The sequence below is a fragment of the Nitrospirota bacterium genome (genome assembly GCA_040752355.1).
In the GTDB taxonomy this organism is placed as follows: Bacteria; Nitrospirota; Thermodesulfovibrionia; order Thermodesulfovibrionales; family Dissulfurispiraceae; genus JBFMCP01.
This window is the reverse complement of record JBFMHE010000001.1, coordinates 217588-240976: the sequence shown is the minus strand read 5'-3', so window position 1 is coordinate 240976 and position 23389 is coordinate 217588. Positions and strand designations below refer to the sequence as shown.

Sequence of the window (23389 nt, the reverse complement as noted above, 5' to 3'; positions counted from 1 at the left end):
TCTCTTAACGCTCCTGCACTTTAAACCAGCTCGCCGTGCCGTTCAATTCGGTCGCGAGATGGGAGAGATCGCCCGAGGCGCGCTTGATCTCGGATATCGAGCTGCTCAACTGCCTCGTGATAACGGCGATGGTTTCCATGTTGTGCGAGACCTCTTCCGAAGCCGACGACTGCTCTTCGGTGGCGGCCGCAATCCTCTGCACCATATCCGCAACCCCTTCTACGTACGCCACGATATCGTCGATCGACTTCAGTGTGCTGTTGACGTGGTCGAGCACTTTACCGACCGAGTCCCGCTCTTCTTTCATGAAGGTTACCGAGTCGGCAACTTCGCTCTGCATGGTATGGACCGTGCTCGCGATATCGTTTGCGGCCACCGTCGTCCGCTCGGCGAGCTGCCTGACGCTGTCGGCAACGACCGCGAACCCCCTCCCCTGCTCTCCCGCCCTGGCTGCCTCGATGGCCGCATTGAGGGCGAGCAGGTTCGTCTGGTCGGCAATCTCCTTGATGAGCGTGACGATGTCGTTGATCTCTTCCGACTTCCTGCCGAGCGACTCGACCTTGACCGCCGACTCCTTCACGGTCTCGGCGAACTTCGTCAGCTCCTGGACGGTCGTATGCATCGCCTCTTTGCCCTGCATCGCCGTGGTCTTCATCTTCTGCGCAGCACCGGAGGTGTCGGCGGCGTTCTTCGCAACATCGAGGGTCGTCTGCGACATCTCGGTCATCGCCGTTGCCGACTGCTCGACCTGCAAGGCCTGGTCCTGCGACCCCTTCTCGAGCGTTACGGCGGTAGCCGACAGCTCCTCGGAGCTGCTCGCAAGGCTGCCCGTGGCAGTGCGTATCTTCCCGACAATATTCCTCAGGTTGTCCACCATCTTCCCCATGGAGGTCTGCACCATGCCGATCTCGTCCCGGGCCGTCGTCTTCAGGCCGACGGCGAGATCCCCCTGCGCAACCTTGTCAGAGACCGTGATCAGCTGCGCCAGGGGGTTGGCAATGGAGCGGTAGACCCATATGCCGAAGAGAATACCGAACACGATCGCACCGAGGCTGATGGCGCCGATGAGCCCCATGCTGAAATGGACCATCCTGTTGACCGTGCCGATCGCCTTCTCCTGTTCTCCCTGGGCTGTGGACACCGTCTGTTTCCCTTTTTCTGCCTGCCTGACAACGATCTCCCTGAGCCGCGCCATCGCCTGCAGCGCCTTTTCATTCATACTGAGCTGATGGCGGATCTTCGCGACAATGCCGTCCTGGGCGAACAGCGTCCCGCGTACGGCATTGAGCGCAGCTTCGGCGCTGCTAAGCAGCTTCATCTCCTCTTTCGCATTGAGCTTCAGGAGCGCCCTCTCGAGATTCTTTTCGACATTCCCTACCCTCTCGAAGACCTTCCCGAGCTCGGCGCTTACCGTATCGACGTCCTTAACGGACGTAAGCGTGAAGAGTTTCGTAGACAGCCCTTCGGCCGACAGGCCGAGGGCCACCAGCTCGGAGTTGCTCGTCAATACGCTGTTTGCGATGTTCGACTGGGTAAAGACATCCCCTTGCCTCCCGGTCTCGACCCCGTACTTGTCGCTTGCCAGCAGCACCTCCTGCTCGACGGCGAGCATGATTGCCGAAAGCCGCTCGCTGACCTCGCTGCCGGCCGCCTCGAACTTCTTTCTTGCTTCGTCATTCGCCTGGAGCGGCTGCCCGGGGACAGGAGCGGCAGGGGACATGAGAGCGGTCTGTATCGTTACCAGCTCCTCGACTTTCTCGGTGAGCGCTTTTATATCGGAATAGAAGTTCCTCGATATCCAGTCCTTGAGATAATCGCTCTGGAACGCCTTGCTCGCGGCGGCATTGGCCTTGCCCCTGGCGATGATGAGGGCTTTCTTGTCCGCGGCCCGCTGTATCTCGAATATCGCGAGCTGCAGGTCCTTGAGGATGACCTTCAGGGTCTCTATGTTCCGCAGCTTTGAAGAAATGCCTTTCGTATCTTCCAGCGAGGTGACAAACGCCGCCGAGCGGTTCAGCTGAAGACCCTTGATCTTGGAATCCAGCTCTCTCAGCCGCTGTGATGTCTCCTTGAGCCTCTGGGCAATCGTGGCAGCTGCAGCCAGGGCCTCCTCTTCGGCTTTCAGTCTTCCCTCGGTGATAGTAAACAGCTCCTGCGCAACCCTGCCGAGCTCATCGGCGGTCTCCATCCTGGCATCGCCGGCAAGCGCCTCGAGCGCTCCCTGGGTCTTTCTCACCTCCGCAAGAGACTTTTCGGCCTCTGCACGACAGGTTTTGTACTCCTCTCTTGTTCTTGACACGCCTACTTTAGTAAAGTCTGCCGTCGCCCCCTGTATAACCCTCTGGAACTCTACCGTCCTCATCTGGAATGGGGTACTGCGCTCGGTAAGGTAATGGAGCTTGCTCCTGACGGATCCCATTCCTATAAAACTCGTTACCGCAACGGCCGCGACAATCACCGTTACGATAACGACATTGAGTGTCAGTTTTGTTTTTATGGTCATTCCATCACCTCTTCCCCCCGCACCCCGACCCGATTCGCTCTTATTTCCGTATAGATACGATGAGGGCTTCCGGGCAAAGACAGGAGAGACCGGGTCTGCCTTCGCCCGTTGTTTTCATGCTACTGCTTGATATACTTCTGCCCCTCACCCTTTATGAAGTCGAGGAGCTTCTGGATGTTCGGAGCGGGATTCCCCTTGGTGAGCAAGGTGATAGGCCGCGCGACCTCCGGCGTCTCGGGCGACCTCACCGATGCATCGATGACCGCCATCGGGCCGATGCCGACCGCTTCGGGGTTCGCGGCGACGTTCTGCCGCACATCCTCGGCGGTCGTGGCGTCGAGGATATCCTTCGTCACCGGTTCTCCATCGAATATATGCTTTGTATACATGCTGTTGGTGCCCGGGATCAGCTTGCCCCATACCACGATGATCGGGGCATCCTTTCCCCCCACCTCTTTCCAGTTCGTTATCTTCCCGGTGAAAATTCCCTTGAGCTGGTCTTTTGAGAGTTTTGCCACGGTGTTTTCTTTATGTACGAGAGTAACGATCTTGTCCTTTCCGATAAGCGCCTGCTGGAATCCCCCGGCATCCCTCACCTCGACGCCCTCTTTTTTCATGAGCGCCATCCAGTCATCGAAGCTCAGCCCGGCAGCCGCGGCATCGACAGCCCCTTTTTCGAGGTCCTGGAGCGCGATCTTCGGGCCCGAGGCGATGATCGTGAGCTTCAGCCCCGTGGCCTTTTCGAAGGGCTCCTTGATCGGCTTCAGTACATTTTCGGTCGGCGCTGCTCCCGCCCCTACCTTGATCTCGCTCGCGTACGCATTCAGCGCCCATACCAGCATGAACAGCGCTGCTACCCCCAGAATCTTTCCTACCGTCTTCATGGTATTTCCCCTCCTTGCAGGTTATGCGTCTATCGGGATGTTCCCGGATGCGTGGTGCCGTTCCTCTCAGAATCCGAACTCCTTGAGCAGGTCATCGACGTCGGACTGGCCGATCTGTTCATGCTCCACGCTCTCGCTCGGCGTCCCCTGCTCCATCTTGACGCCGAAGGTCGTGATCATCTTCACCAGCTCCTCCTCGACATCGCCGACGAGCTTGATTACCTTCTTTATCGACTGCCCCGTCAAATCCTGAAACGATTGCGTCGTCAGGATCTCGGTGAGGTCGTCCTCGAGGCTCTTCTTGAACTCCCTCAGATAGCTCACCGACTCTTCCGGCTCTTTCAGGCTCCGTATATGCGCTGCGAGGTCGTCCATGCTCAATATGTATTTTTCGACGATCCCCATCGTCTTGTTGGCGGCCTCTTCCGTCTTTTCGATGACGAACTGCAGCTTGTCGACGGCATTGGGCATTTCGGTGGTGGCCATATCCTTGAGCTTGGGGTCGAGGGCCTCCTTGAAGCTCCTGATCGCGTCGTGCAGCTTCCGGGTCACCTTGCCGACCTCCTGGAACAGGTCGTTCTGGCCTTTCTTCAGGATATTCTGAATGGCCTCGTCGGCCTTTTCGTATTCCTGGTTATTCACCGCATTCATGAAGGCGATCATCTCGTCGAAGAGGGCATAGCGCGGGTCCTGGGTATCGATCCCCCGCCTCTGGAAGAAGTGCTTTGCGTCGAGGACCTCCTTGACGATCATATCCCCGCCTATTCCCTCTATCCTCTTCACCACCTCGACCTGGTCGCCGTTGTCTTTCACTTCGAATATCTCGTCTTCAAAAATACTCACGTCTTCCATGGGAATGAGCTTTTTCGTATCGAGGAGCACCACGAGCCGGTCGTCTACTCTGGCGACGCCGGAAACGATAGCGGACGTATTGAAGTCCGTGGGCGGCTCGATCTCCGACTCGTCCAGGGCGATCACTCCGGTGATACCGTCGACGAGTATGCCGAAGGTGATGCGTCCGCTGGTAATGACGATGACCTTTTCCCCCACCGAATCGCCCGCTATCCCGGCGAGCCGCCTCAGGTTTATGATGGGGATGACCTTGCCCCTGAGGTTGGTTATCCCCTCGATATAGTCGGGCACCTGGGGCAGCCTGGTCAGCTGGGGAAGATTCACTATCTCCTGCACCTTGAGGATCGGGATGGTAAACTCATTCGTGTCCATGGTAAAACCGATATATTGCATAACGCCTCCTTTTCGTCAACGCCTCTCCCCGGCTACTTCGCGGCTCCCGCAAAAACGTTCCTGGACAGGACCGCAAAGTCGAGGATGAGCACAACCCTCCCGTCTCCCGTGATCGTCGCCCCCAGGATGCCGCACTCCTCGGACTCTATCCCGTTGATCGTTTTGATGACGATCTCTTCCTGGCCGAGCAGCTCGTCTACGGCGAGGCAGAACCTCCGGTCCCCGACGAGGGCGACCAGGACATAACAGTGATCGCGGCCGACGCCGGTGTCCATCGCAACGCCCAGCACCTCGGCAAGCTCGAACATGGGGATCACCCGTCCCCGGATGGTCAGTACCTTCTGGCCGGTAATATCCTTTATATCGCTCTTCTTCACTCGGAGCGTCTCCTCGATCATCGATTGCGGCAGCGCATAGAACTCCCTCCCTATCCTGACCATCATTGCCTGCAGGATGGCGAGGGTCAGGGGGAGACTGATCTTGAAGGTGCTCCCCACGTCCTTTTTCGTGATCACCTCGACGTACCCGTTCAGCTTCGCCACGTTGGTCTTCACCACATCCATGCCGACGCCGCGGCCGCTGAGCTCGGTAGAGATCTCTTTCGTCGAAAACCCGGGAAGAAAGATGAGGTTGATCGCGGCGTCGTCCGACATCTTCTGCGCTTCCTCGTCCGTGATGAGGCCCCTCGCGAGGGCCTTTCTCTTGACCGCCTCCACATCGATGCCCTTCCCGTCATCCGAAACCTCGATGACGATATGCGTACCCTTCTGGTAGGCGCTCATGATGATCCGCCCCTTCGGGGGCTTCCCCTTCTGCGCACGCTCTCCAGCGGACTCGATGCCGTGGTCTATGGAATTCCTTATAATATGGACAAGGGGGTCCCCGATGCTCTCGATGACCGTCTTGTCCACCTCCGTATCCTCACCGAACATCTCGAGATCGATATCCTTGCCGAGGGTCCTCGACATGTCCCGCACCATGCGGGGGAACTTCCCGAAGACCTTCTGGATGGGCTGCATCCTCATCTTCATGACCGCCAGCTGCAGGTCCGAGGTGACCCTGTCCAGGAATCCGGTTGTCTCGACGAGGCTCTCGACATGGGGGTCGTCGGAGTAGCTCAGATCGAGCTTCGTCGCCAGGTTGAGAAGCCTGTTCCGCGCCAGCACGATCTCGCCGGCGAGGTCCATTACCTTGTCGATCCTCGCAACATCGACGCGAAGCGTCGAGACCACCTCCCGCTCTTTCGACAGCTGCTGCACCTGCTCATCGGAGGAGGGTCCGGGGGAGGGGGAAACGGCCGCAGCCCTGGCCCGGGGTTCCGGCTCGGCCGGGGGCTGCGGGTGAGAGGACCCTGCCTCGTGCTCATCGGTCTCGATCTCAGCCTTCTCCTCGGCGTCGACGGCGGGAGGCTCTCCCTGTCCGCCGTCTCCTCCCGGCGCTCCCGGCGCTCCCGGAGCATCTGCCCGGGCCGACGCCCCGGAGGAGAGGAGCGCCGCGTCGAGCTCTTTCAACAGCAAAGAGATATCCTCTTCGATGCCGTCCTTGAGCTTGATATGAAAGATGAGCAGACGCAGGTGGTCGACGCTTTTCAGGATGACATCCATGAGCTCGCGCGTGAGCCCGATCTCGGCATCGCGGAGCTTCTTCATGATACTCTCCGCGCGGTGGGCGACATCGACGATCGGCTGGAACCCTAAAAACCCCGCGGCCCCCTTGAGCGTATGCATGCCGCGGAAGATCTCGTTCAGCATGTTTTTATCGTATCCCTTCGCCTCCAGCTCGACGAACAGGGGGTCGATCTTCTCGAGGGTTTCTTCGGCCTCGGTTACGAACTCGGTTATTATCTCATCCATCTCGTCGGCCATCTCATGCCCCCGCTTTGAGCGATTTCTTCTTTTCTGCTATCTTTTCGAGCTTCTCTTTGAGAATTTCAGCGGTAAAGGGCTTGACGATGTAGTTATCGACGCCCGCCTTGATCGCCTCGATCACCTTCTCTTTCTCGGCCTCGGCGGTTACCATGAGAAAGGGGACATCCCGCAGCGGCTCCGGCTCTTTCCTCACATTCCGCAGGAGCTCTATTCCCTCCATATTCGGCATGTTCCAGTCCGAGACGACGAGGCCGTAATTCCCGCTCCGTAATTTGGTGAGGGCCTGGGACCCGTCTTCAGCCTCATCGATATGCTCGAATCCCAGCTGCTTGAGGAGGTTCTTCACAATTCTCCGCATGGTGGGGAAATCGTCAACTACCAGCACTTTCAGGGTCAGGTTAAACATTGCTCTCACCTCCGTCAATAATCCTGTCGAAAATTCCCCGGATACTGTCGTGTATCTTGTCCGCATTCGTCGGCTTCACGAGGTAGTCGTCGACCCCCGCCTCATACGCCTTGCTCCGTTCATCGTCGTCTGCCTCGGTGGTCACCATGATGAGGGGCATCGCCTTCCACGCGGGGTCCGCCCGCAGCGTCCTAGCCAGCTCGATACCGTCCATGTAGGGCATATTCATGTCGGTTATGACGAGGTTGATGCTCTCGGTGCCCAGCTTCTCCAGGGCGTCGAGCCCGTTCTCCGCGGTGACGACCTCGTAGCCTTTTCCCTTCAGGTAAAGGCTCAGAAGCTTGCGCGTCGTCTTATCGTCGTCAACTATCAATAGCTTCATGGTTATGCTCCCCTGGTGCAGTGTTCATACCTTCTGATAAATGATGACCTTATTGATAACCACGGGCCGGAAAGCGCGCGTTATGTTGTGAAGGCTTTCCGAGGTGCCGATGATCAGATACCCGTTGGGCCGCAAGGCGTCGTAGAGCAGCGATACCGCCTTCTGCTTGGCCTTATCGTCGAAATAGATCAGGACATTCCTGCAGAAGATGACATCGACGCCCCGCATCGTCCTCATCTCCCGCTCGTCGATGAGGTTCATTCTCATGAACTTCACCATCGCCTTGACGGGAGCCGCCAGGGCGTACTGCTGGTCGGTATTCGTAAAGTACTTCTTGAGATACACCTCGGGAATATTCCTGACCGAATAAGACCCGTAGACAGCCGTCTTTGCCGATTGCAGCACCAGATCGCTGATGTCGGAAGCGAGTATCTCTTTTCTCATGCCGTTGAGCTCGGGCTTCTCGAGCAGCATCATGGCAACGGTATAGGCCTCTTCACCCGTCGATGAGGCGGCCGACCAGACCTTCAGCTCCCGCCGTCCCGACTGCGCGTTTTCCGCGACGACCCTGTCCAGCAGCTCGCCGCTGAACACGTCGAACTGCTGCGGCTCGCGGAAGAAGAAGGTCTCGTTCGTGGTGATCAGGTCATAGAGCTTGAACAGCTCGCTCTTGTCCGCGTCGTACTTGAGGTTGTAGAGGTAGTCTCCATACCCCTTGAGATTCTTTTCCTGTATCCTTCTGCTCAGGCGGTTCTCGAGAAAGTATTTCTTGTTGTCGGGGATGAATATCCCGCACTTCTCGTAAATGAAATCCCTGAACTGCCTGAAGACCTCCTCGGCGAGCGGTGACATCATAGGGAGCCCAGGGCCTCCTTTATCTTATCCCGCACATCCGGGTTGGGGTGCTCCCCGTGGGCCGAGAGCGTCTCATACGCTTCCCGTCCGCCCAGGGCGGCAACGGCATCGATTACGGACATGACGACGGGAATGGACGCATCGTGCAAGAGGGCGCTTATCTCCCGGATCGCCTCCTCTCTGTCGCAGGAGGAGGCGACCGCCTTGACGGCATAGAACCTGACCCACTGGTCGGGGTCGATGAGGGCGTTGAACAGTTCCGGGGAGCAGTAGCGCGCCTCGCCGAGGCCCACCACCGCCGCCTTCCGTATTTCGGGATCGCGGTCCCCCAGGAACCCGATAAGCCGGGAGCGCGCCCGGTCGGTCCCCGCACGGCCCAGCCCGTAGAGGGCGGCGCTCCTGACCTTCTTGTTTCCGTCGTCGGCGAGGGTGAGGAGGATGTCGATCTCCTGCACGGTCTTGGCGACCAGCTCGCGCACGGTATCGCCGTAGCGAGCGAGATTCGACAGGAAGGCAGGCGCATCGATCTTGAGGAGCGCTCCGACAATGCGCTCGATAACATCCGGGTAGCGTTCCAGGTCGAGCATATCCAGGAGCGGTCTGAAGGCATCCTTCGATCGTATCGTGCCCAGCGCCTCGATGGCCGACCGGCGCACATGGGCATCGGCATCCCGCTGCGACGTCTCGAGGAGCGATTCGATAGATTCCGTCGCCCCGATATCGCCCAGCGCCTGCGATGAGGCGCGCCGGAGATCCCTTCGCACGTCATTGAGGTACTCAATGAGGCGCGGGACCGCCTTCCTGCTGTTCAGCTCTCCCAGCAACTCGATGGCGATATGCTTCCCGCGGAATTTGAGGTCAGCGGCATCGAGCAGCTTCAGCAGCTCCTCTTCGGCATCCATGGCGCCTATGGCGGCCCGCACCGCAACTATCCGCTCTTCGTTCTCGGGCAGGGAGGGGTCCAGCGACCCCGCAAGATCGACAAGGAGAGGGACCGCCTCCCTGCAGTTCAGCGTGGCCAGCCCCCTGAGGGCGATCTTCCTGTCCTCCCAGTCCCCCTCCCGGATCATGGTGATGATAGAGCCGGTGAGGTCCGCCATGTCGGGCGTAATGCCGATCTGAATCAGGCTCTTGATGACGGCGTACCGCTCGTCGGCATCGGTCCTGGGCAGGTAGGATCTCAGGACGCCGATGGACCTCTCGGAGCCGAGCTTTCCCAGCGTCTCGATCACCGCAAGCCGCACCGCATCCGAGACCGCGTTCCGGATATGGGCCGAGGATGACGGCAGCAGTTGTGCGATATGCTCGATCGCGTTCTCGGCCCTCAGCTCGCCGAGCGCCTCGAGGGCCGAGAAGCAGACCCACTCATCGTCATGCAGCGCATTGATGAGCTCCGGGATCGCCGCCTTGTATCCGAGCTCGCTTACGGTCTTCGCGGCTGCGGCCCTGACGTTCGCGTTCGGGTCCTTCAGGTAGGGGACGATAGGGGCCGGCTCGACACCCTCTTTTATTTCGCCCAGCAGATCGAGGGCGAACTTCCGTATATCGGGGTCCTTGTCTTTGAGAAGGGGATACAGCAGCGGGACGCTGCTCCTGCCGAGCTCTTTCAGGATGATCAGCGCCGTGTTCCGCAGCAGGGAGCTCTCCCTCAGGAGCGGAAGCACCATGTAGGCGGTCACCTCGCCGCCTATACGGATAAGCGCCCTCATGGCGGCGTCCTGGACCCCGGCATTCGCATCGCTCAGCGCCCGGACGAGGGGGTAGATGGCCCGCTCATCGCCTTCGGCCAGCTCTTCGGCGGCGCCCCTCCGCACGGAGGGGTCGGCCGCTGCGAGCTTCTCTATGGTTCTCTTTATGCTCTTGGCCACTCAGCAGTCCTCCCGCACCGGTAGTTCAATACTATATAGTATCGTCGTAACCACGTAGGGACTTAAGTTTTTTGCATATCGTTCGAGAAAGAGAGAGGGAGAGCGCGAAAGAACTGCACGGCCATGCTGAAACGACGGATCAGCCCCTGAACTGTTCCATCTTGTTCCTCAGCTTTATGATCGCCTTTCCGTGCAGCTGGCAGACTCTCGATTCGCTGATGTCGAGCACCTTCCCTATCTCTTTCATGGTGAGCTCTTCGTAGTAGTACAACGTGACGACCATGCGCTCGTTCTCTGGCAGCTCGTCGATGTGCGTTCCGAGGGCCTGTTTCAGTTCTTTCAGGTTCAACTCATCGAGGACATCCTTGTCGCTTTCGCCGGAAATGCACTCGAGGATATCCAGGGACTCGCCTTCGGTGTTGACCCCGAGGTCCTCGAGGTTCACCATATTGATGGTGTTGGCGATGGAAAGCGTCTTGTATAACTCATCAAGGGTGATATTCAATTCCTCGGCAACCTCCTCGTCCAGGGCGCCCCGGTTATACCTCTTCTCGAGCGCCGCATACGTATTCCGGACCTCTTCGAGCTTCTTGCGGGCGTCCTTGGACGCCCACTGCATGGAGCGTATCTGGTCGATGATGGCGCCCTTGATCCTGAAGTCGGCAAAGGTGCTCAGGCTGGTATTCATGTTCGGGTTGTAGCGCTCGATCGCTTCGAGCAGGCCGACGATGCCTGCCGAGACGAGGTCGTCGGTGCTGAGTTCCGGCGGCAGGCAGAAGCTGTGCTTGCTCGCATAGTACTTCACCCTCGGCAGGAACTGCTCGATGATCTTCTCCTTCTGTTTCTCCGTTACTCTACCCGTGGTTGTCCGCGTGCTCGTTTTCATTTTATCCTCAATGCCTTCTTTAAGAAGAATTGAATATTTCCCTTAACATCGTTAAGGGGGTCATCGACCAGCTTTTTACCGATGGCCGCCAGCTTCTTGGTGAACGCGCTGTTCGGATACAGAGCGATATACCCTTTCTGGGCGATAATCGCGTCCTTGACATGTTGATCGAACGGCAGGTAGCCGATATAGTCGATCGAGAGGTTGAGGAACTTGTCCGCCACGATGGCGAGCTTCCTGAAGGTATCGAATGCTTCCTTTTCGGAGCGAGCGGTATTGACCAGTATCCTGAAGTGCTTCTCCCCGAAATCCCTCGAAAGCACTTTAATGAGCGCATAAGCGTCGGCGATCGAGGTCGGCTCGGGGGTGACGATCACGATCGTCTCCTGGGCCGCGCTGCAGAAGAAGAGGACGTTGTCGGATATCCCCGCCCCGGTGTCGATGAGAAATATATCGAACGGGAGATCAAAGGTGTCGAGCTCGGCGACCAGCTTCATCCGGTGCTCTTCCTTGAGCCGGGTCAATTCTCTCACCCCGGAGCTCGCGGGAAAGAGCATGATGCCCATGGGACCGTTGACGATAATGTCCTTGAGCCGCTTGTCGCCGAACAGCACGTGCTTGAGGTTGTACTTCGGGGCGATACCGAAGAGGACATCGATGTTGCTCAGGCCGAGATCGGCGTCGAGAATGAGCACCTTCTTATTGAGGCTGGCATAGAACAAGGCGAGATTGGCGACGAAATTGGTCTTCCCCACCCCCCCCTTTCCACTCGAAACCGCAATAATGCGTGGTCCTTTTGCGCTCATTACACACCTCCAATTATCAGGCCGGCAAGGAATTCTGATGAGGGAATTCGGATGTCATCGGGAATACCAGGTCCTGTAGTGATAAACGAAAGGGGACGGCTCGTCAGCAAGGAGAGGTTGTAGAGGCTGCCGTACTGCGTCGCCATATCGACCTTCGTAAAGCCGATGGAGTCGATCATGTCGGTATGACAGCTTTGCCATGCCTTGATCGCCGACGGGGTGCTCATCGACGCATCGAGGAGAAAGCACTTTTTCAGGGGGAACCCGGAAACGAAGATATCCTTGATGTCCTTCAGCATGCCGCTGTACTCGTAGCCGGGGGTATCGATGAGCAGCGGACCTCGCTGCATCTCCTTATAGACGATTTTCGGGAGATCGCTCACCTTTTTCACCACGCGCAGGGGACAGCGCACCTGCTGCGACAGGTCCTTCAGCGAGGCGATCGACCCTATCCGGTAGGCGTCGAGGGAGATAATGCTGATCGGTTTCTTCTTTGCTGCATACAGGTGCGCCACTTTCGAGATCGTGGTGGTCTTGCCGACGCCGGGAGGGCCGAAGAACATGACGCCCCGATCATCGCCGGGGAGGAGCCCCTGGATCTTGACATCGCTCTTTATGACGCTCTTGAGGCTGTCGACCGACTCTCGGGACCGCTCGAGGAGGATGATGGCGAACTGGGTATCAACGCCCTGGCGCACCAGCAGATTGTAGAGGCCCTTCTTGTCTCTTCCTATCCTGAGGGTGGGGACGATCGGTTTCAGCGTCTCCTTGAGGAACCCGATCTCTTCGCGCAGGCCCCTGATCTCCTTCACGACATCCGCCATGTCAGCCATTTTCGCCATGTCCGCCATGTCCGAACGAAGCGCCTGCGGCGCCGCCGGGCCGTCGCCGCCCCGCTCGTCGATCGCGGCGGTCACCTCTACCGCATCTTTATTCAGAATACCGAAAGGCCCCGCCTTGACGGTCTTGCTCGAGAGGATGATCGCATCCGATCCCAGCTCCTTCTTTACCGCCTCGAGCGCTTCTTTAAAGCTCTTGCCGACAAACTTCTTGATCTTCATGCAGGCATCCTCCCTCTGGGGCCTCTGGGACCTCTGGGGCCTCTGAGCCCCCGCGCGTTCACCGCGGTATGCAGCAGGGCATCGCTTCTTCTGCTCATCGCTGCTATGCCGTGATAACGCCCCATGCTATTCTATCCTCAGCGTTCCTATTGAATACACCTTCGTCGTGGGTGCTATTTCGCTATGAGAGACGACCATGACGCTGTTCGAGACCCGCTCGGCCAGTTTCTTCACGAATCTCCGTATCGCCGGCGAACAGAGGAGCACCGGCTGGTATCCCTTCAGCACCCCTGCCTCGTAGTTCTTCCTCAGGTTCTCGGCGATCTTGTCCGCAGTCCCCGGATCGAGCCCCAGGTAGGACCCCTGTGCCGTTGTCTGAATGGACTCGATGATCGTGCGCTCGACTTTGGGGTCCATGACGATAACCGCGATCGAGCCGTCGATGCCCTGGAGCTGCTTGGTGATGTTCCGGGAGAGCGACTGCCGTACATATTCGGTCAGCACCTCGGGGTCCTTGGTGACCGTCGCGTAGTCGGAGAGCGTCTCGAGGATGGTCTGGAGGTCCCTGATAGAGATCTTCTCTTTCATGAGATTCTGGAGCGTGCGCTGTACGGCGCTCAGGCTCAGAAGGCCGGGAATCACATCCTCGACGACTTTGGGATGCGTCTTCGCCACGGTGTCGAGCAGCTTCTGGACATCCTGCTTGCCGAGGAGCTCATGGGCGTGGTTCTTGATCACCTCGGTCAGATGGGTCGTGATGACCGACGGCACATCCACGACCGTGTACCCTGCGAGCTGGGCCCGCTCCATATCGCGTTCATCGATCCAGACCGCCTGGAGTCCGAAGGCGGGATCTTTTGTCGGGATTCCCTCGATGACCTCCTTTTCCGTTCCGGGTGATATGGCGAGGTATTTGTTCAGCATCACCTCGGCCGAAGCGACCTCGATCCCTTTGATGAGGAGCGAGTAGCCGGTCGGCTTGAGCGACAGGTTGTCTTTGATATGCACCGGCGGGACGATGAAGCCCATATCGGTGACCATCTGCTTCCGGATCGCCTTGATCCTCGAAAGGAGCGGGCCGCCCTCTTCGACGAGCGGGATGAGGCCGTAGCCGATCTCGAGAGAGAGCGGATCGATGGGGAGATAGGATTCGAGGCTTTCCGGCTGCCTGCTCTCTTCTGCAGGGGGAGCGGCCGCGGCAGCAGCCTCTTCTCCCTTCGCCGCCCTGCTCATGAAATAAGCCCCCGTTCCGGTGATCGAGGCGAGCATCAGGAACGGAATATGGGGCAGGCCGGGGATCAGCCCGAAAAAGGCGAGGATGCCTGCGGTGGTGCCCATGGCCTTGGGATTAGCAAAGAGCTGGCGTACGACGTCGGACCCGAGATTGGCGTCCGACGCGGCCCTGGTTACGATGATACCGGCCGCAGTCGAGGTGATCAGCGCCGGGATCTGCGCGACGAGCCCTTCGCCGACGGTCAGGACCGTATAGGTCTTGGCTGCGTCGGCGATGGGCATGCCCTTCTGGAGCACACCGATCAGGAACCCGCCGACAATGTTGATGACCATGATCACGATGGCGGCGATCGCATCGCCCCTGACGAACTTGCTCGCGCCGTCCATCGCGCCGTAGAAGTCCGCCTCCCTGCTGATCTCCTGCCTCCGCCGCCGTGCCTCGGCATCATCGATGAGGCCGGCATTCAGGTCCGCGTCGATACTCATCTGTTTCCCGGGCATGGCGTCGAGAGTGAACCGGGCCGAGACTTCGGCGACCCTGCCGGCGCCCTTGGTAATGACGACGAAGTTGATGATGATCAGGATAAAGAAGACGATGAAACCGACGACGAAGTTGCCCCCGACCACGAACTCCCCGAACGCGCGGATGACCTGTCCCGCAGCCTCGATGCCCTCCTCGCCCTTCATCAGGATAAGCCGCGTCGAGGCGATATTCAGCGAGAGCCTGAGCAGCGTCGATATCAGGAGCACCGAAGGAAAGACCGAAAAGTCGAGCGGCTTGTTCGTGTATGCAGACACGAGCAGGATGACCACCGAGAGCGTGATGCTGAAGGAGAGGAACAGGTCGAGCAGCAGCGGGGGCATGGGCAGGATCATGAGACCCAGAATGACGACGATGCCTACGGCCAGCACCATGTCGCTCTGTCGCAAAAGTCTCTCGAGCATACCCTATCCTCTCACTCCGCTCTTTTTCATCTTGTAGACATTGGCGAGGATGGTCGCCAGGGCCTTGTAGAACGCCTCGGGGATCTCCTCGCCCAGCTTCAGCTTGAAGAGCGACCGCGCAAGCGGCTTGTCCTCGAAGACCGGCACGCCGCTCGCCTTCGCCACCTCCTTTATCTTCTCAGCGACCAGGTTGGCCCCTTTCGCCACTACAGCGGGCGCCGCCATCTTCGCTGCATCGTACTTCAGGGCAACGGCGTAGTGGGTGGGGTTCGTGATCACCACATCCGCCTTGGGCACCTCCTGCATCATCCTCTTGCGGGCCGCTTCACGCTGGAGGCTCTTTATCCGGGCCTTGACGCGCGGGTCGCCCTCGGTCTCCTTGTACTCCTCCTTCACCTCCTGTTTGGTCATGCGCAGGTTGCGCTCGAACTGCCAGCGCTGGTACCCGTAGTCGGCAGCGGCAAACACGGTGAGGACGACGGCCGCTATGAGCAGGAGCTTCTTGAGCTGCACATACGAGAAGTCGGCAATCGACATGACATCCATATCCACGAGATTCGGGAGCGTGACGATCTCCTTTTTCAGCATCAGGTACAGTATCCAGCCGAGGACGACGATCTTGAGAAACCCCTTGAGCGCCTCGACGACGCTGTTGAGGCTGAAGAGCTTCTTGATCCCCTGGAGCGGGTTTATCTTCGAGAGATCGGGCGTCAGCGGCTGGGCGGTGAGCAGAAAGCCGGTCTGCAAGAAGTGAACGACGGTAATCAGCAGCAGCATCGCCCCGAAGAGCGGCAGCATGATCGCTCCTATCTGCAGGGAATCGGCACGGAATATGTCGATGAACGAGGCGTCGGTCAGGGGGACCTCGAACCCTCTCTTCAGGGACGCTCTCATATACGAAAGCAGGGTGGTGTACATGAAGCCCCCGAAGGAGATGAACATGAAGACCACCCAGAGGGGCATGAGACCGGTAAGGTCCCTGCTTCGGGGGACATCGCCCTTTTCCCGGGCCTGCTGCCGCCTTCGGGGTGTCGCTTGCTCTGTTCGTTCATCAAATTCTTCGGGCATCCGTTACCTCGTGAACGCCATAAGGGCATCCTTTACATGCATGAAGCCCTTCGAGATCACCATGAAGGTCAGGGGGAGCGACAAGGCGATGAAAACGATGCCCATCACGATGAGGAGGGGCATGCTGATAAAGAATATGTTCGCCTGCGGCAGCGCCCTCGAAAGGAATCCCATGGCCAGATTCACCAGCAGCTGGACCAGTATGATCGGCGCCGCGATCTTGAAGGCGAGGGGGAAGAGAAAAGAGTTGAGCTTGATGATGGCGCTGAATATGCCCTCGTACTGCACCACCCTGACATCGAAGCTCCGTACGATGCCCTCGATAAAATAGTAGTGCATATCGAGAATGAAGAAGAGCCCCATCGAGACGAGGGTATAGAAGAGGCTCAGCGGCCCCAGGACCTCTCCGAACTGGGGGTTGAATATGGCTGCGGCACTCAGTCCCATCTGGAGGCTCATCCACTGTCCCGCCATCTCGACGGCGCCGAGAATGATCCGGGCCGCCAGCCCCATGGCGATGCCGATGAAGACGGCTTCGAAGATCGCCCTGACCTGGTTCTCGGTCTCGACTCTGACTACGGGGAGCAGCATAAGGGTGAGGGCGAGCGCGATGCCGCCCCGCGCCATGATCGGCGTCGTCCTGCCGCCGATGAAGGGAATGAACGAGAGCATGATCGCGATCCTGATGAAGATCGGGATGAACTTCTCGGAATAGAGATTTATCAGATTATAAAGCTCCATACTCACCGCACATACTGGGGTATGTTCACCAGGATGCTCCTGGTGAACTCGACGAGCACCTTCACCATCCACGGCAGCGCCACCAGCAAGGTCAGGAACACCGCCAGGATCTTGGGAACAAAGGTCAGGGTCATCTCCTGCAGCTGGGTCACCGCCTGGAAGATGCTGATCAGGACTCCTACGACGAGACTCACTACGAGCACGGGCCCTCCTACCAGCAGGATCGTCTCGAACGTCTGCTTAGAAATCTGGCCGAGCAGCTCAACGGTCATCGGTACCCTCCTACGAGCGAGCCGATAAGCAGGTCCCAGCCGTCGACGAGGACGAAGAGGAGCAGCTTGAACGGCATCGAGATCATGACCGGCGGCAGCATCATCATTCCCATGGACAGCAGTATGCTCGACACCACCATGTCGATGACGAGAAAGGGCAGGAAGATGAGGAAACCGATCTCGAAAGCCTTCTTGAGCTCGCCGATCGCGAAGGCCGGGATAACCACACGCATGGGGAGATCCATGGGACGCGCCGGCCGCTCGAGCTTCGACATTTTCAGGAAAAGGGCGAGGTCCTTCTCCTTGGTCTGTTTCAGCATGAATTCCTTGAGAGGGACCCCCGCTCTGGAGAGGGCGTCCTCGGCGTTGATCTCCTTTTTGGTGTACGGCGTATAGGCCTCGGAGTAGATACGGTCGATGACCGGGGACATAATGAAAAAGGTTATGAAGAGCGAGAGCCCGATCACGACTTGCGTCGGGGGCACCTGGGGGGTGCCGAGGGCCTGCCTGAGAAAGGAGAGCACGACGACGATCCTGGTGAAGGAGGTGACCATGACGAGGATCGAGGGGAGGATCGACAGGAGCGTCAGGAAGAGCATGATCTCGATCGGCGTGCTCAGGCCGAAAAGGCTGCCGGTCGGTGCTGCCGGAGGGGCCGGCTGCGCATAGGAAGATGCCGGAAGCGCGGCCATGCCGAGGAGAGCGCCCGGGACGAGGAGCGCCACAAAGAATCCTCTCTTCATCAGATCGCGTATCCTCGTCCCCGGCTCGGGAACAGGCAGCGCCTCCTGCGGCAACGCCTCCTGCACGTCAGCCGGATTCAGCTTGCTCAGCAGCGAGATATTCTCGTCGGTCACGCCGATGACCATGTACTCCCGGACCACTTTGACGATAGCGATCCCTTTCTTGGGGCCGAAGGGCTGGTAGTGGAGCATCTCGATGACCCCTTTCTGCGGAAAGACCCGCTGCTTGAGAAAGCGCATGAGAACATAGATGCCTCCCAGCACGACCAGCAGAGCGAGCGCTACTTTTACGACCTCGAATCCCAACAGCTGCCTCCGAATGCGTTTATAGCGTCTATAGCGTTCATTGCGTTTATCGCGTTCTAGCGTTCATCGCGCTCCTTGAATTAAGGAGGTCATCTTTTTACGCGGTAACGCTACAAACGCTATGAACGCTATAACGGTCTTGTTCACCCCAACTGCCTGACCCGTTCGGTCGGGCTGATGATGTCGGTGAGTCTGATGCCGAACTTCTCATTGACCACCACCACCTCGCCCCGTCCGATGAGCTTGTGGTTGACATACACCTCCATCGGCTCGCCGGCGAGCTTGTCGAGGGCGATCACCGACCCCTGCCCCAGCTGCAGGAGCTCTTGAATCAATATCTTGGTGCTGCCGATCACCACCGACATCTCGAGGGGTACATCGAGAATGAAATTGATATCCCTCTGGGTCGGCTTGGGCTGCTGCGCCGCCTCGCCATTGAACTCCTGCACATCGAGATCCTTTACCTCTTCCGCCATACCTATCTCCCTTCCTTGCCGGTCGTTTGGAGTACTTTCATGATCTTGAGCGCCTTGGTCCCCCTGAATATGCCGAAGCGCGCCCTGAACTTGGGGACCCCTTCGACGAGCACATTGAGCTCGTCCTCAGCCCGCGAGTTGAGCACGATGACATCCCCCGTGTTCATGTGCAGCACGTCGTTCACCGTTATCGACGACCTGCCCAGCTCACCGCTCAGGGTGACCGGGATATCCTTCAGGCCCTCCTTCAAGCGCTCGATCCACTTGATGTCGAGCTCGTCGCGGTCAGCCGAAAAAGCGCTGTAGAGCTTTTCTTTTATGGGCTCCACCGAACCGTAGGGGATGCAGAGAAAGGCCTTGCACTGCTTGCCCTCGATCTCGAGCACGAACTCCACCTTGATGACCACATCGACCGGGGTCACGATAGTGACGAACTGCGGGTTCATTTCAGAGCGCACATAGACGGGCTTTATCGGATAGACGGGCTTCCACGCCTCTTCCATGTCATCGAAAAACATCAGGACGACCTTGTGGATGATCTTCTGCTCTATAGGCGTAAACTCCCGGCCCTCCGGCTTGTAATATCCTTTGCCGGTCCCGCCGAAGAAGTACTCTATCAGGCTGAAGATCATCGGCGCATCGAAGACGAGCAGGCCGAACCCCCTGAGCGGCTCCATCTTGAAGATGTTGATGCTCGAAGGGAACGGGATGCCGCGCATGAAGTCGTAAAACTTCGTTATGTTCACATTGACGTTCGTCACATCGACCATGTGCCGAATTGCCGCAGACAGGGAGAGCCTGAAGTTGCGGGCGAGCCGCTCGTTGGCGATATCGAGGGAGGGCATCCTCCCCCGGACGATCTTCTCCTGCCCGGTGAAATCGTAGACCTTGACGCCCGCCGTCTCTTCGAGCTTTTCGGTCTCTATTTCACCTTCGGATATGCCCTTCAGCAGGGCATCGACTTCATCTTGTGAGAGAATATCTTCCATCTACTCCTCGTCCATAGCGCTATTGCATTACGAACTCGGTCAGGTATGCGTTCTTGACCGAATTATCGCCGAGGATCTGGTTCACCATGATATTGATCTCGTCCTTGAGCTGGAGCTTGCCCTCGGGCAGCATGAGGGTGTCCGAGGTCTTGCTGGTCAGCAGGGTGATGATGGCGTCCCTCAGCTGGGGCGTCTTCACCTTCGCCTTCTCCATCACCGCCGGACCCGCGAGCTCGAGCTGCATCGAGACCTTCAGGAACCTATTGCCGCTCTGGTCGCTCAGGTTCACCACAAAGGGGTCGAGGGCGAACATGACGACCTCCTCCTTCTGCGCCTCTTCCTTCTTGCTCTCCTTGGCCCCGCCCGACTTGGTCACGAAGAAAAAAGCGCCCGTGCCGCCCAGCAGCACCGCCACGGCAACGACAACGATCAAGATCAGCTTTTTGCTCTTCTTCTTTTTGGGCTCTTTTCCCTCTTCCTCACCGAGCTGTTCGTCCTTGGGCTCGTCAACCATATATACCTCCGTAACTTCGCGTATAGCGTTATAGCGTTCATCGCGTTCTGCGTTATAGCGTTTATCGCGCTCATTGAGTTAAGGGGGGCATCCTTCTGCGCAATAACGCTATAACCCTTAACTCTGTACGCAATTAGCACAGACTATGCCAATAAACAACTATTTGATTTAGGAAGTGATTTTAAGGGCCAGGTCAATAAAATGACGGCTAGACAGGGCTTCGCCCGATCTAACCGTCAAAGTGTCAACTGCTTATGTATATTACCGTGTGTCTTAGGCTATGAGCTTAGGACTATCAGCTATAGCTGACTACCGTTTGATATTCCCCAGCTCCGTCAGCAGCTCATCGGTGGCGGAGATGACCTTGGTGTTCGCCTGGAAGCCGCGCTGCATGGCGATCATCTTGACGAACTCGTCCGCAAGGTCGACGTTGCTCGCCTCGAGGGAGTTGGCGAATATCCTGCCTCTGCCCGAGGTGCCGGCGGTACCGATGATCGGGACACCCGAGCCGTTCGATTCGGTAAAGAGGTTTCTCCCTGTCTTGGTGAGCTCTGTAGGAGCGATGAACCTGGCGAGCGCAACGTCGGCTACCTTCTGGGTCTGACCATTCGTGAACACGCCGGTCATGGCGCCGTTCTGGGCAACAATCAGACTCTGCAAGCTGCCTGCCGTGTATCCATCCTGGCTCTGGAAGAGAACCGAGTTCGGGGTACCGAACTGGGTGGTGCCGTCAAGACCGCTGCCGCCCTCACCGAGGCTTGTGCCGAAATTAAAGCTAATAAGCTGACTCTGGGTAACACCACCCGCAAAATCAAAGTCATTTATCCCTTGAGAATCGCTAACCAGCTTACCCGTCGTATCGAATTCAAGACTACCATGTGCGGCAACAGTGCTCACACCACTGGTTGCATCCGTAGACGGCACTACCGCGTACCAATCCCATCTGTTTCCTGTTCCTCCACCCGTAATCACGGTGCTCTCACCGGTCTTCCTGAAATATACAGTGATCAAATGACTATTTCCCAATGAATCATACGTCGTAATCGATGTGGAAAAATCCGAGGTATTCGTTGCCTGTGCCGGATCAAACCCTATCGCGGCAAAATCACTTGGCAGCGTGGCGCCGACTGCGACAGCATCAAGCGCTGTAGATGAAAAGCCCAAAACATGTTCAGCAGTCGTCTGTACGTTATCCCAGCGGAAATTGATAGTATGGCTACCGCCAAGGTCATTTTGAATGCTGAACGTATTACTCGCAGGAACGTAATTAACCGTATAGGTATTGGTGTTAGTTTTACCAACAGCAGCAGCCTCAAGGGCAATCTTGATCTGATTAGCAAGTTGAGCTCCTGTATAGGATCCCGGTGCAATAGTCGTTACTATGCCCGCCCCACCCGCAACCTCATCATATACGATTGTTTGATTTGTATTATCGATATAAAAATTCTCGGTACTTGGGGCCAATCGCTTAATATGGGTTCCCGAGCTCAGGTTTGCCGATATGGTAATGGCACTGGTATCATTCGCCGGGCTGTTCAGCGACGAGACATTGATGGTCCCCAGAACGCCGCCCTGCTGCGACAGGTAGCCCTGCAGTCTCAATCCTTCAGGGTTAACGATATCACCACTCTTATCGAGCTTGAACTGCCCTGCCCGGGTGTAGAACTGGGCGCCGTTCTGATCTCTGACTATGAAGAAGCCATCGCCTTCGATCGCGAGGTCGAGGGGATTGCTCGTCGTTTCGAGGGTGCCCTGGGTAAAGTTGGTCTGCACCGCCTGGAGCGCTGCGCCTCTGCCGATCTGGAATGACGAGCCGCCTCCCAGGGATGAGCTCAGGATATCGCCGAAGGCGGCGCGGGAGCCCTTGAAGCCGGTGGTGTTGGTGTTGGCGATGTTGTCGCCGACAACGGACAGCCCTGTACCATTGATGTTAAGACCGCTGACCCCTGTAAAAAGCGCTGTTGATAATCCCATGATGATCCTCCTTTTGTGCTATGTCGCTATAAACTCAAAAATAGTTAAATCTGCGTCAGCTTGATAAGCATTTCGTTCGTCGTCGTCATCGCCTGGGCGTTCGCCTGGAAGGCGCGCTGCATGGCGATCATGGTCACGAACTCGTCGGCGAGATTGATGTTGCTCATCTCGAGCGAGTTGCCGAAGATCAGCCCGGCCCCGCCCGAGCCCGCCACGGTCTCTACGGGAGCACCCGATGTTTCGGATCGGGCGAACAGGTTTTTCCCTGCCTTGCTCAGCTCTGTCGGCGCGGCAAAGCGGGCTATCCGGAGCTGGTCGAGCCGCATCTCCTGGCCGTTCGAGTAGAGGCCGAAGAGCTGCCCTTCCCTATCGATCCGGAAGTTGGTAAGCCCGCCCTCGGGGTATCCGTCCGCAGTGAGGAAGTTGGCTGCGCTCGGCAGTCCGTACTGCGTCGAGCCCGAAAAGTCTATGGTGACGGTCTGCGGACCTGCCTGCCAGACCGGGTCCCACTGCAAGGCAGCGCTCACCGGGCCTGCCGGGCTGGCAAGGTTCACGAGCGTTCTGCCCTGCGCGTCGAGGGTGGTCCCGAAGGTGAGGGCTCCGAGCGCCTGGTAGCGGTAGTCGTGGGTGATCAGACCATTCGTATTCTGTCCGTTGGCGTCCCATACGGCGAATGCCTCCCACTGGAGATTCGTGGTCGTCTTGCGGAAGAAGACGTCCATCAGATGGCTGTTCCCCGCGCTGTCGTACACCGTTACCGAGCTGGTGAAATTATACGATCCCGGCACCGGGCCGGTGGCGCTGCTGAACCTGTTGTTGGGCGGGTTCAGGGGATTGTCCCAGTCCATGGTGGGCAGTGCGCTATTGGCGCTGAGGTTTACCTGCATGCTTACCGCTCCTGTTGCGAGCGGCGGCATCACCGTCTCGCCGAGCGCATTGACCGGTATCTGTATATCGCCGGCAGTACCCTGGAGCCGCAGGCCGTTGGCGTTGACGATATAATGGTCCTCATCGAGCACGAACTGTCCGTCGCGGGTATAGAAAAGCGCATTGTTCCTGCTCGCATCACTGACCGTAAAAAATCCCTCTCCCTGGATAGCGAAGTCGAGGGCGTTGCCCGTGCCGAGGACCGTGCCCTGCCCGAACAGGGTCTGTACGCCGTCGAGGCCGACTCCCCTGCCGACCTGCATGGAGGCGTCGCCGTTCACCGTCGAATTGAGGATATCACCGAAGAGGGACCGGCTGCTTTTGAAGCCGACAGTGTTTATGTTCGCGATGTTGTTGCCGATGACCGATAAACCGGCGCCGCTCGCATTGAGACCGCTGAGGCTGTTATAGAATCCCGATGACAGACCCATTGCCTT

General features: G+C 58.1%; 20 protein-coding genes and 1 pseudogene. All 21 read right to left on the bottom strand.

Features of this window, described 5'->3' with window-relative positions:
* Nucleotides 1-4 precede the first annotated feature (4 nt).
* Nucleotides 5-2503, bottom strand: coding sequence for a methyl-accepting chemotaxis protein (locus tag AB1805_01125; protein ID MEW5744027.1), 2499 nt, complete (start codon nt 2501-2503; stop codon nt 5-7).
* 119 nt (nt 2504-2622) lie between these two features.
* Nucleotides 2623-3387 (bottom strand): substrate-binding domain-containing protein, encoded by a 765-nt coding sequence (locus AB1805_01120; GenBank protein ID MEW5744026.1) that lies wholly within the window; start codon nt 3385-3387, stop codon nt 2623-2625.
* Nucleotides 3388-3453: 66 nt separating this feature from the next.
* A complete protein-coding gene (locus tag AB1805_01115) occupies nt 3454-4632 on the bottom strand; it encodes a protein phosphatase CheZ (protein MEW5744025.1) in 1179 nt (392 codons plus the stop codon).
* A 32-nt stretch (nt 4633-4664) separates the two neighbouring features.
* Entirely contained in the window at nt 4665-6485 is a 1821-nt protein-coding gene (locus AB1805_01110) for a chemotaxis protein CheA (GenBank protein ID MEW5744024.1), read from the bottom strand.
* A 13-nt stretch (nt 6486-6498) separates the two neighbouring features.
* The gene (locus AB1805_01105) at nt 6499-6906 is read right to left on the bottom strand and encodes a chemotaxis response regulator CheY (protein ID MEW5744023.1); all 408 of its coding nucleotides are present in this window, start codon (nt 6904-6906) and stop codon (nt 6499-6501) included.
* Nucleotides 6899-7288, bottom strand: a complete 390-nt coding sequence (locus AB1805_01100) for a response regulator (protein MEW5744022.1) — start codon at nt 7286-7288, stop codon at nt 6899-6901. Before AB1805_01100 ends, AB1805_01105 begins: the two co-directional genes overlap by 8 nt.
* Nucleotides 7289-7312: 24 nt before the next feature.
* Nucleotides 7313-8143 (bottom strand): protein-glutamate O-methyltransferase CheR, encoded by an 831-nt coding sequence (locus AB1805_01095; protein MEW5744021.1) that lies wholly within the window; start codon nt 8141-8143, stop codon nt 7313-7315.
* The gene (locus AB1805_01090; protein ID MEW5744020.1) at nt 8140-10011 is read right to left on the bottom strand and encodes a HEAT repeat domain-containing protein; all 1872 of its coding nucleotides are present in this window, start codon (nt 10009-10011) and stop codon (nt 8140-8142) included. The genes AB1805_01095 and AB1805_01090 overlap by 4 nt, the downstream gene beginning before the upstream one ends.
* 139 nt (nt 10012-10150) lie before the next feature.
* Nucleotides 10151-10897, bottom strand: a complete 747-nt coding sequence (locus AB1805_01085) for a FliA/WhiG family RNA polymerase sigma factor (protein MEW5744019.1) — start codon at nt 10895-10897, stop codon at nt 10151-10153.
* Entirely contained in the window at nt 10894-11703 is an 810-nt protein-coding gene (locus tag AB1805_01080) for a MinD/ParA family protein (protein MEW5744018.1), read from the bottom strand. Before AB1805_01080 ends, AB1805_01085 begins: the two co-directional genes overlap by 4 nt.
* Complete coding sequence (locus tag AB1805_01075; protein ID MEW5744017.1) at nt 11703-12764, bottom strand: AAA family ATPase; 1062 nt, start codon at nt 12762-12764, stop codon at nt 11703-11705. Before AB1805_01075 ends, AB1805_01080 begins: the two co-directional genes overlap by 1 nt.
* A gap of 126 nt (nt 12765-12890) precedes the next feature.
* Nucleotides 12891-14942 carry a flagellar biosynthesis protein FlhA gene (gene flhA / locus AB1805_01070; GenBank protein ID MEW5744016.1) on the bottom strand — a complete coding sequence of 684 codons (2052 nt, stop codon included), beginning with the start codon at nt 14940-14942 and terminating at the stop codon, nt 12891-12893.
* A 3-nt stretch (nt 14943-14945) separates the two neighbouring features.
* Nucleotides 14946-16010 carry a flagellar biosynthesis protein FlhB gene (flhB, locus tag AB1805_01065; GenBank protein ID MEW5744015.1) on the bottom strand — a complete coding sequence of 355 codons (1065 nt, stop codon included), beginning with the start codon at nt 16008-16010 and terminating at the stop codon, nt 14946-14948.
* Between the two features lie 3 nt (nt 16011-16013).
* Nucleotides 16014-16751 carry a flagellar biosynthetic protein FliR gene (locus AB1805_01060; protein ID MEW5744014.1) on the bottom strand — a complete coding sequence of 246 codons (738 nt, stop codon included), beginning with the start codon at nt 16749-16751 and terminating at the stop codon, nt 16014-16016.
* Between the two features lie 2 nt (nt 16752-16753).
* The gene (fliQ, locus tag AB1805_01055) at nt 16754-17023 is read right to left on the bottom strand and encodes a flagellar biosynthesis protein FliQ (GenBank protein MEW5744013.1); all 270 of its coding nucleotides are present in this window, start codon (nt 17021-17023) and stop codon (nt 16754-16756) included.
* Nucleotides 17020-18072: a flagellar type III secretion system pore protein FliP gene (gene fliP / locus AB1805_01050; GenBank protein ID MEW5744012.1), complete on the bottom strand. Its 1053-nt coding sequence runs from the start codon at nt 18070-18072 to the stop codon at nt 17020-17022. Before fliP ends, fliQ begins: the two co-directional genes overlap by 4 nt.
* Before the next feature lie 143 nt (nt 18073-18215).
* Nucleotides 18216-18503, bottom strand: a pseudogene (gene fliN, locus AB1805_01045) (flagellar motor switch protein FliN).
* 47 nt (nt 18504-18550) lie between these two features.
* A complete protein-coding gene (gene fliM, locus AB1805_01040) occupies nt 18551-19537 on the bottom strand; it encodes a flagellar motor switch protein FliM (GenBank protein ID MEW5744011.1) in 987 nt (328 codons plus the stop codon).
* Between the two features lie 19 nt (nt 19538-19556).
* Entirely contained in the window at nt 19557-20051 is a 495-nt protein-coding gene (locus tag AB1805_01035; protein ID MEW5744010.1) for a flagellar basal body-associated protein FliL, read from the bottom strand.
* 309 nt (nt 20052-20360) lie between these two features.
* Nucleotides 20361-22025 carry a flagellar hook protein FlgE gene (locus AB1805_01030; protein MEW5744009.1) on the bottom strand — a complete coding sequence of 555 codons (1665 nt, stop codon included), beginning with the start codon at nt 22023-22025 and terminating at the stop codon, nt 20361-20363.
* A 44-nt stretch (nt 22026-22069) separates the two neighbouring features.
* A complete protein-coding gene (locus AB1805_01025; protein MEW5744008.1) occupies nt 22070-23383 on the bottom strand; it encodes a flagellar hook protein FlgE in 1314 nt (437 codons plus the stop codon).
* Nucleotides 23384-23389: the final 6 nt, after the last annotated feature.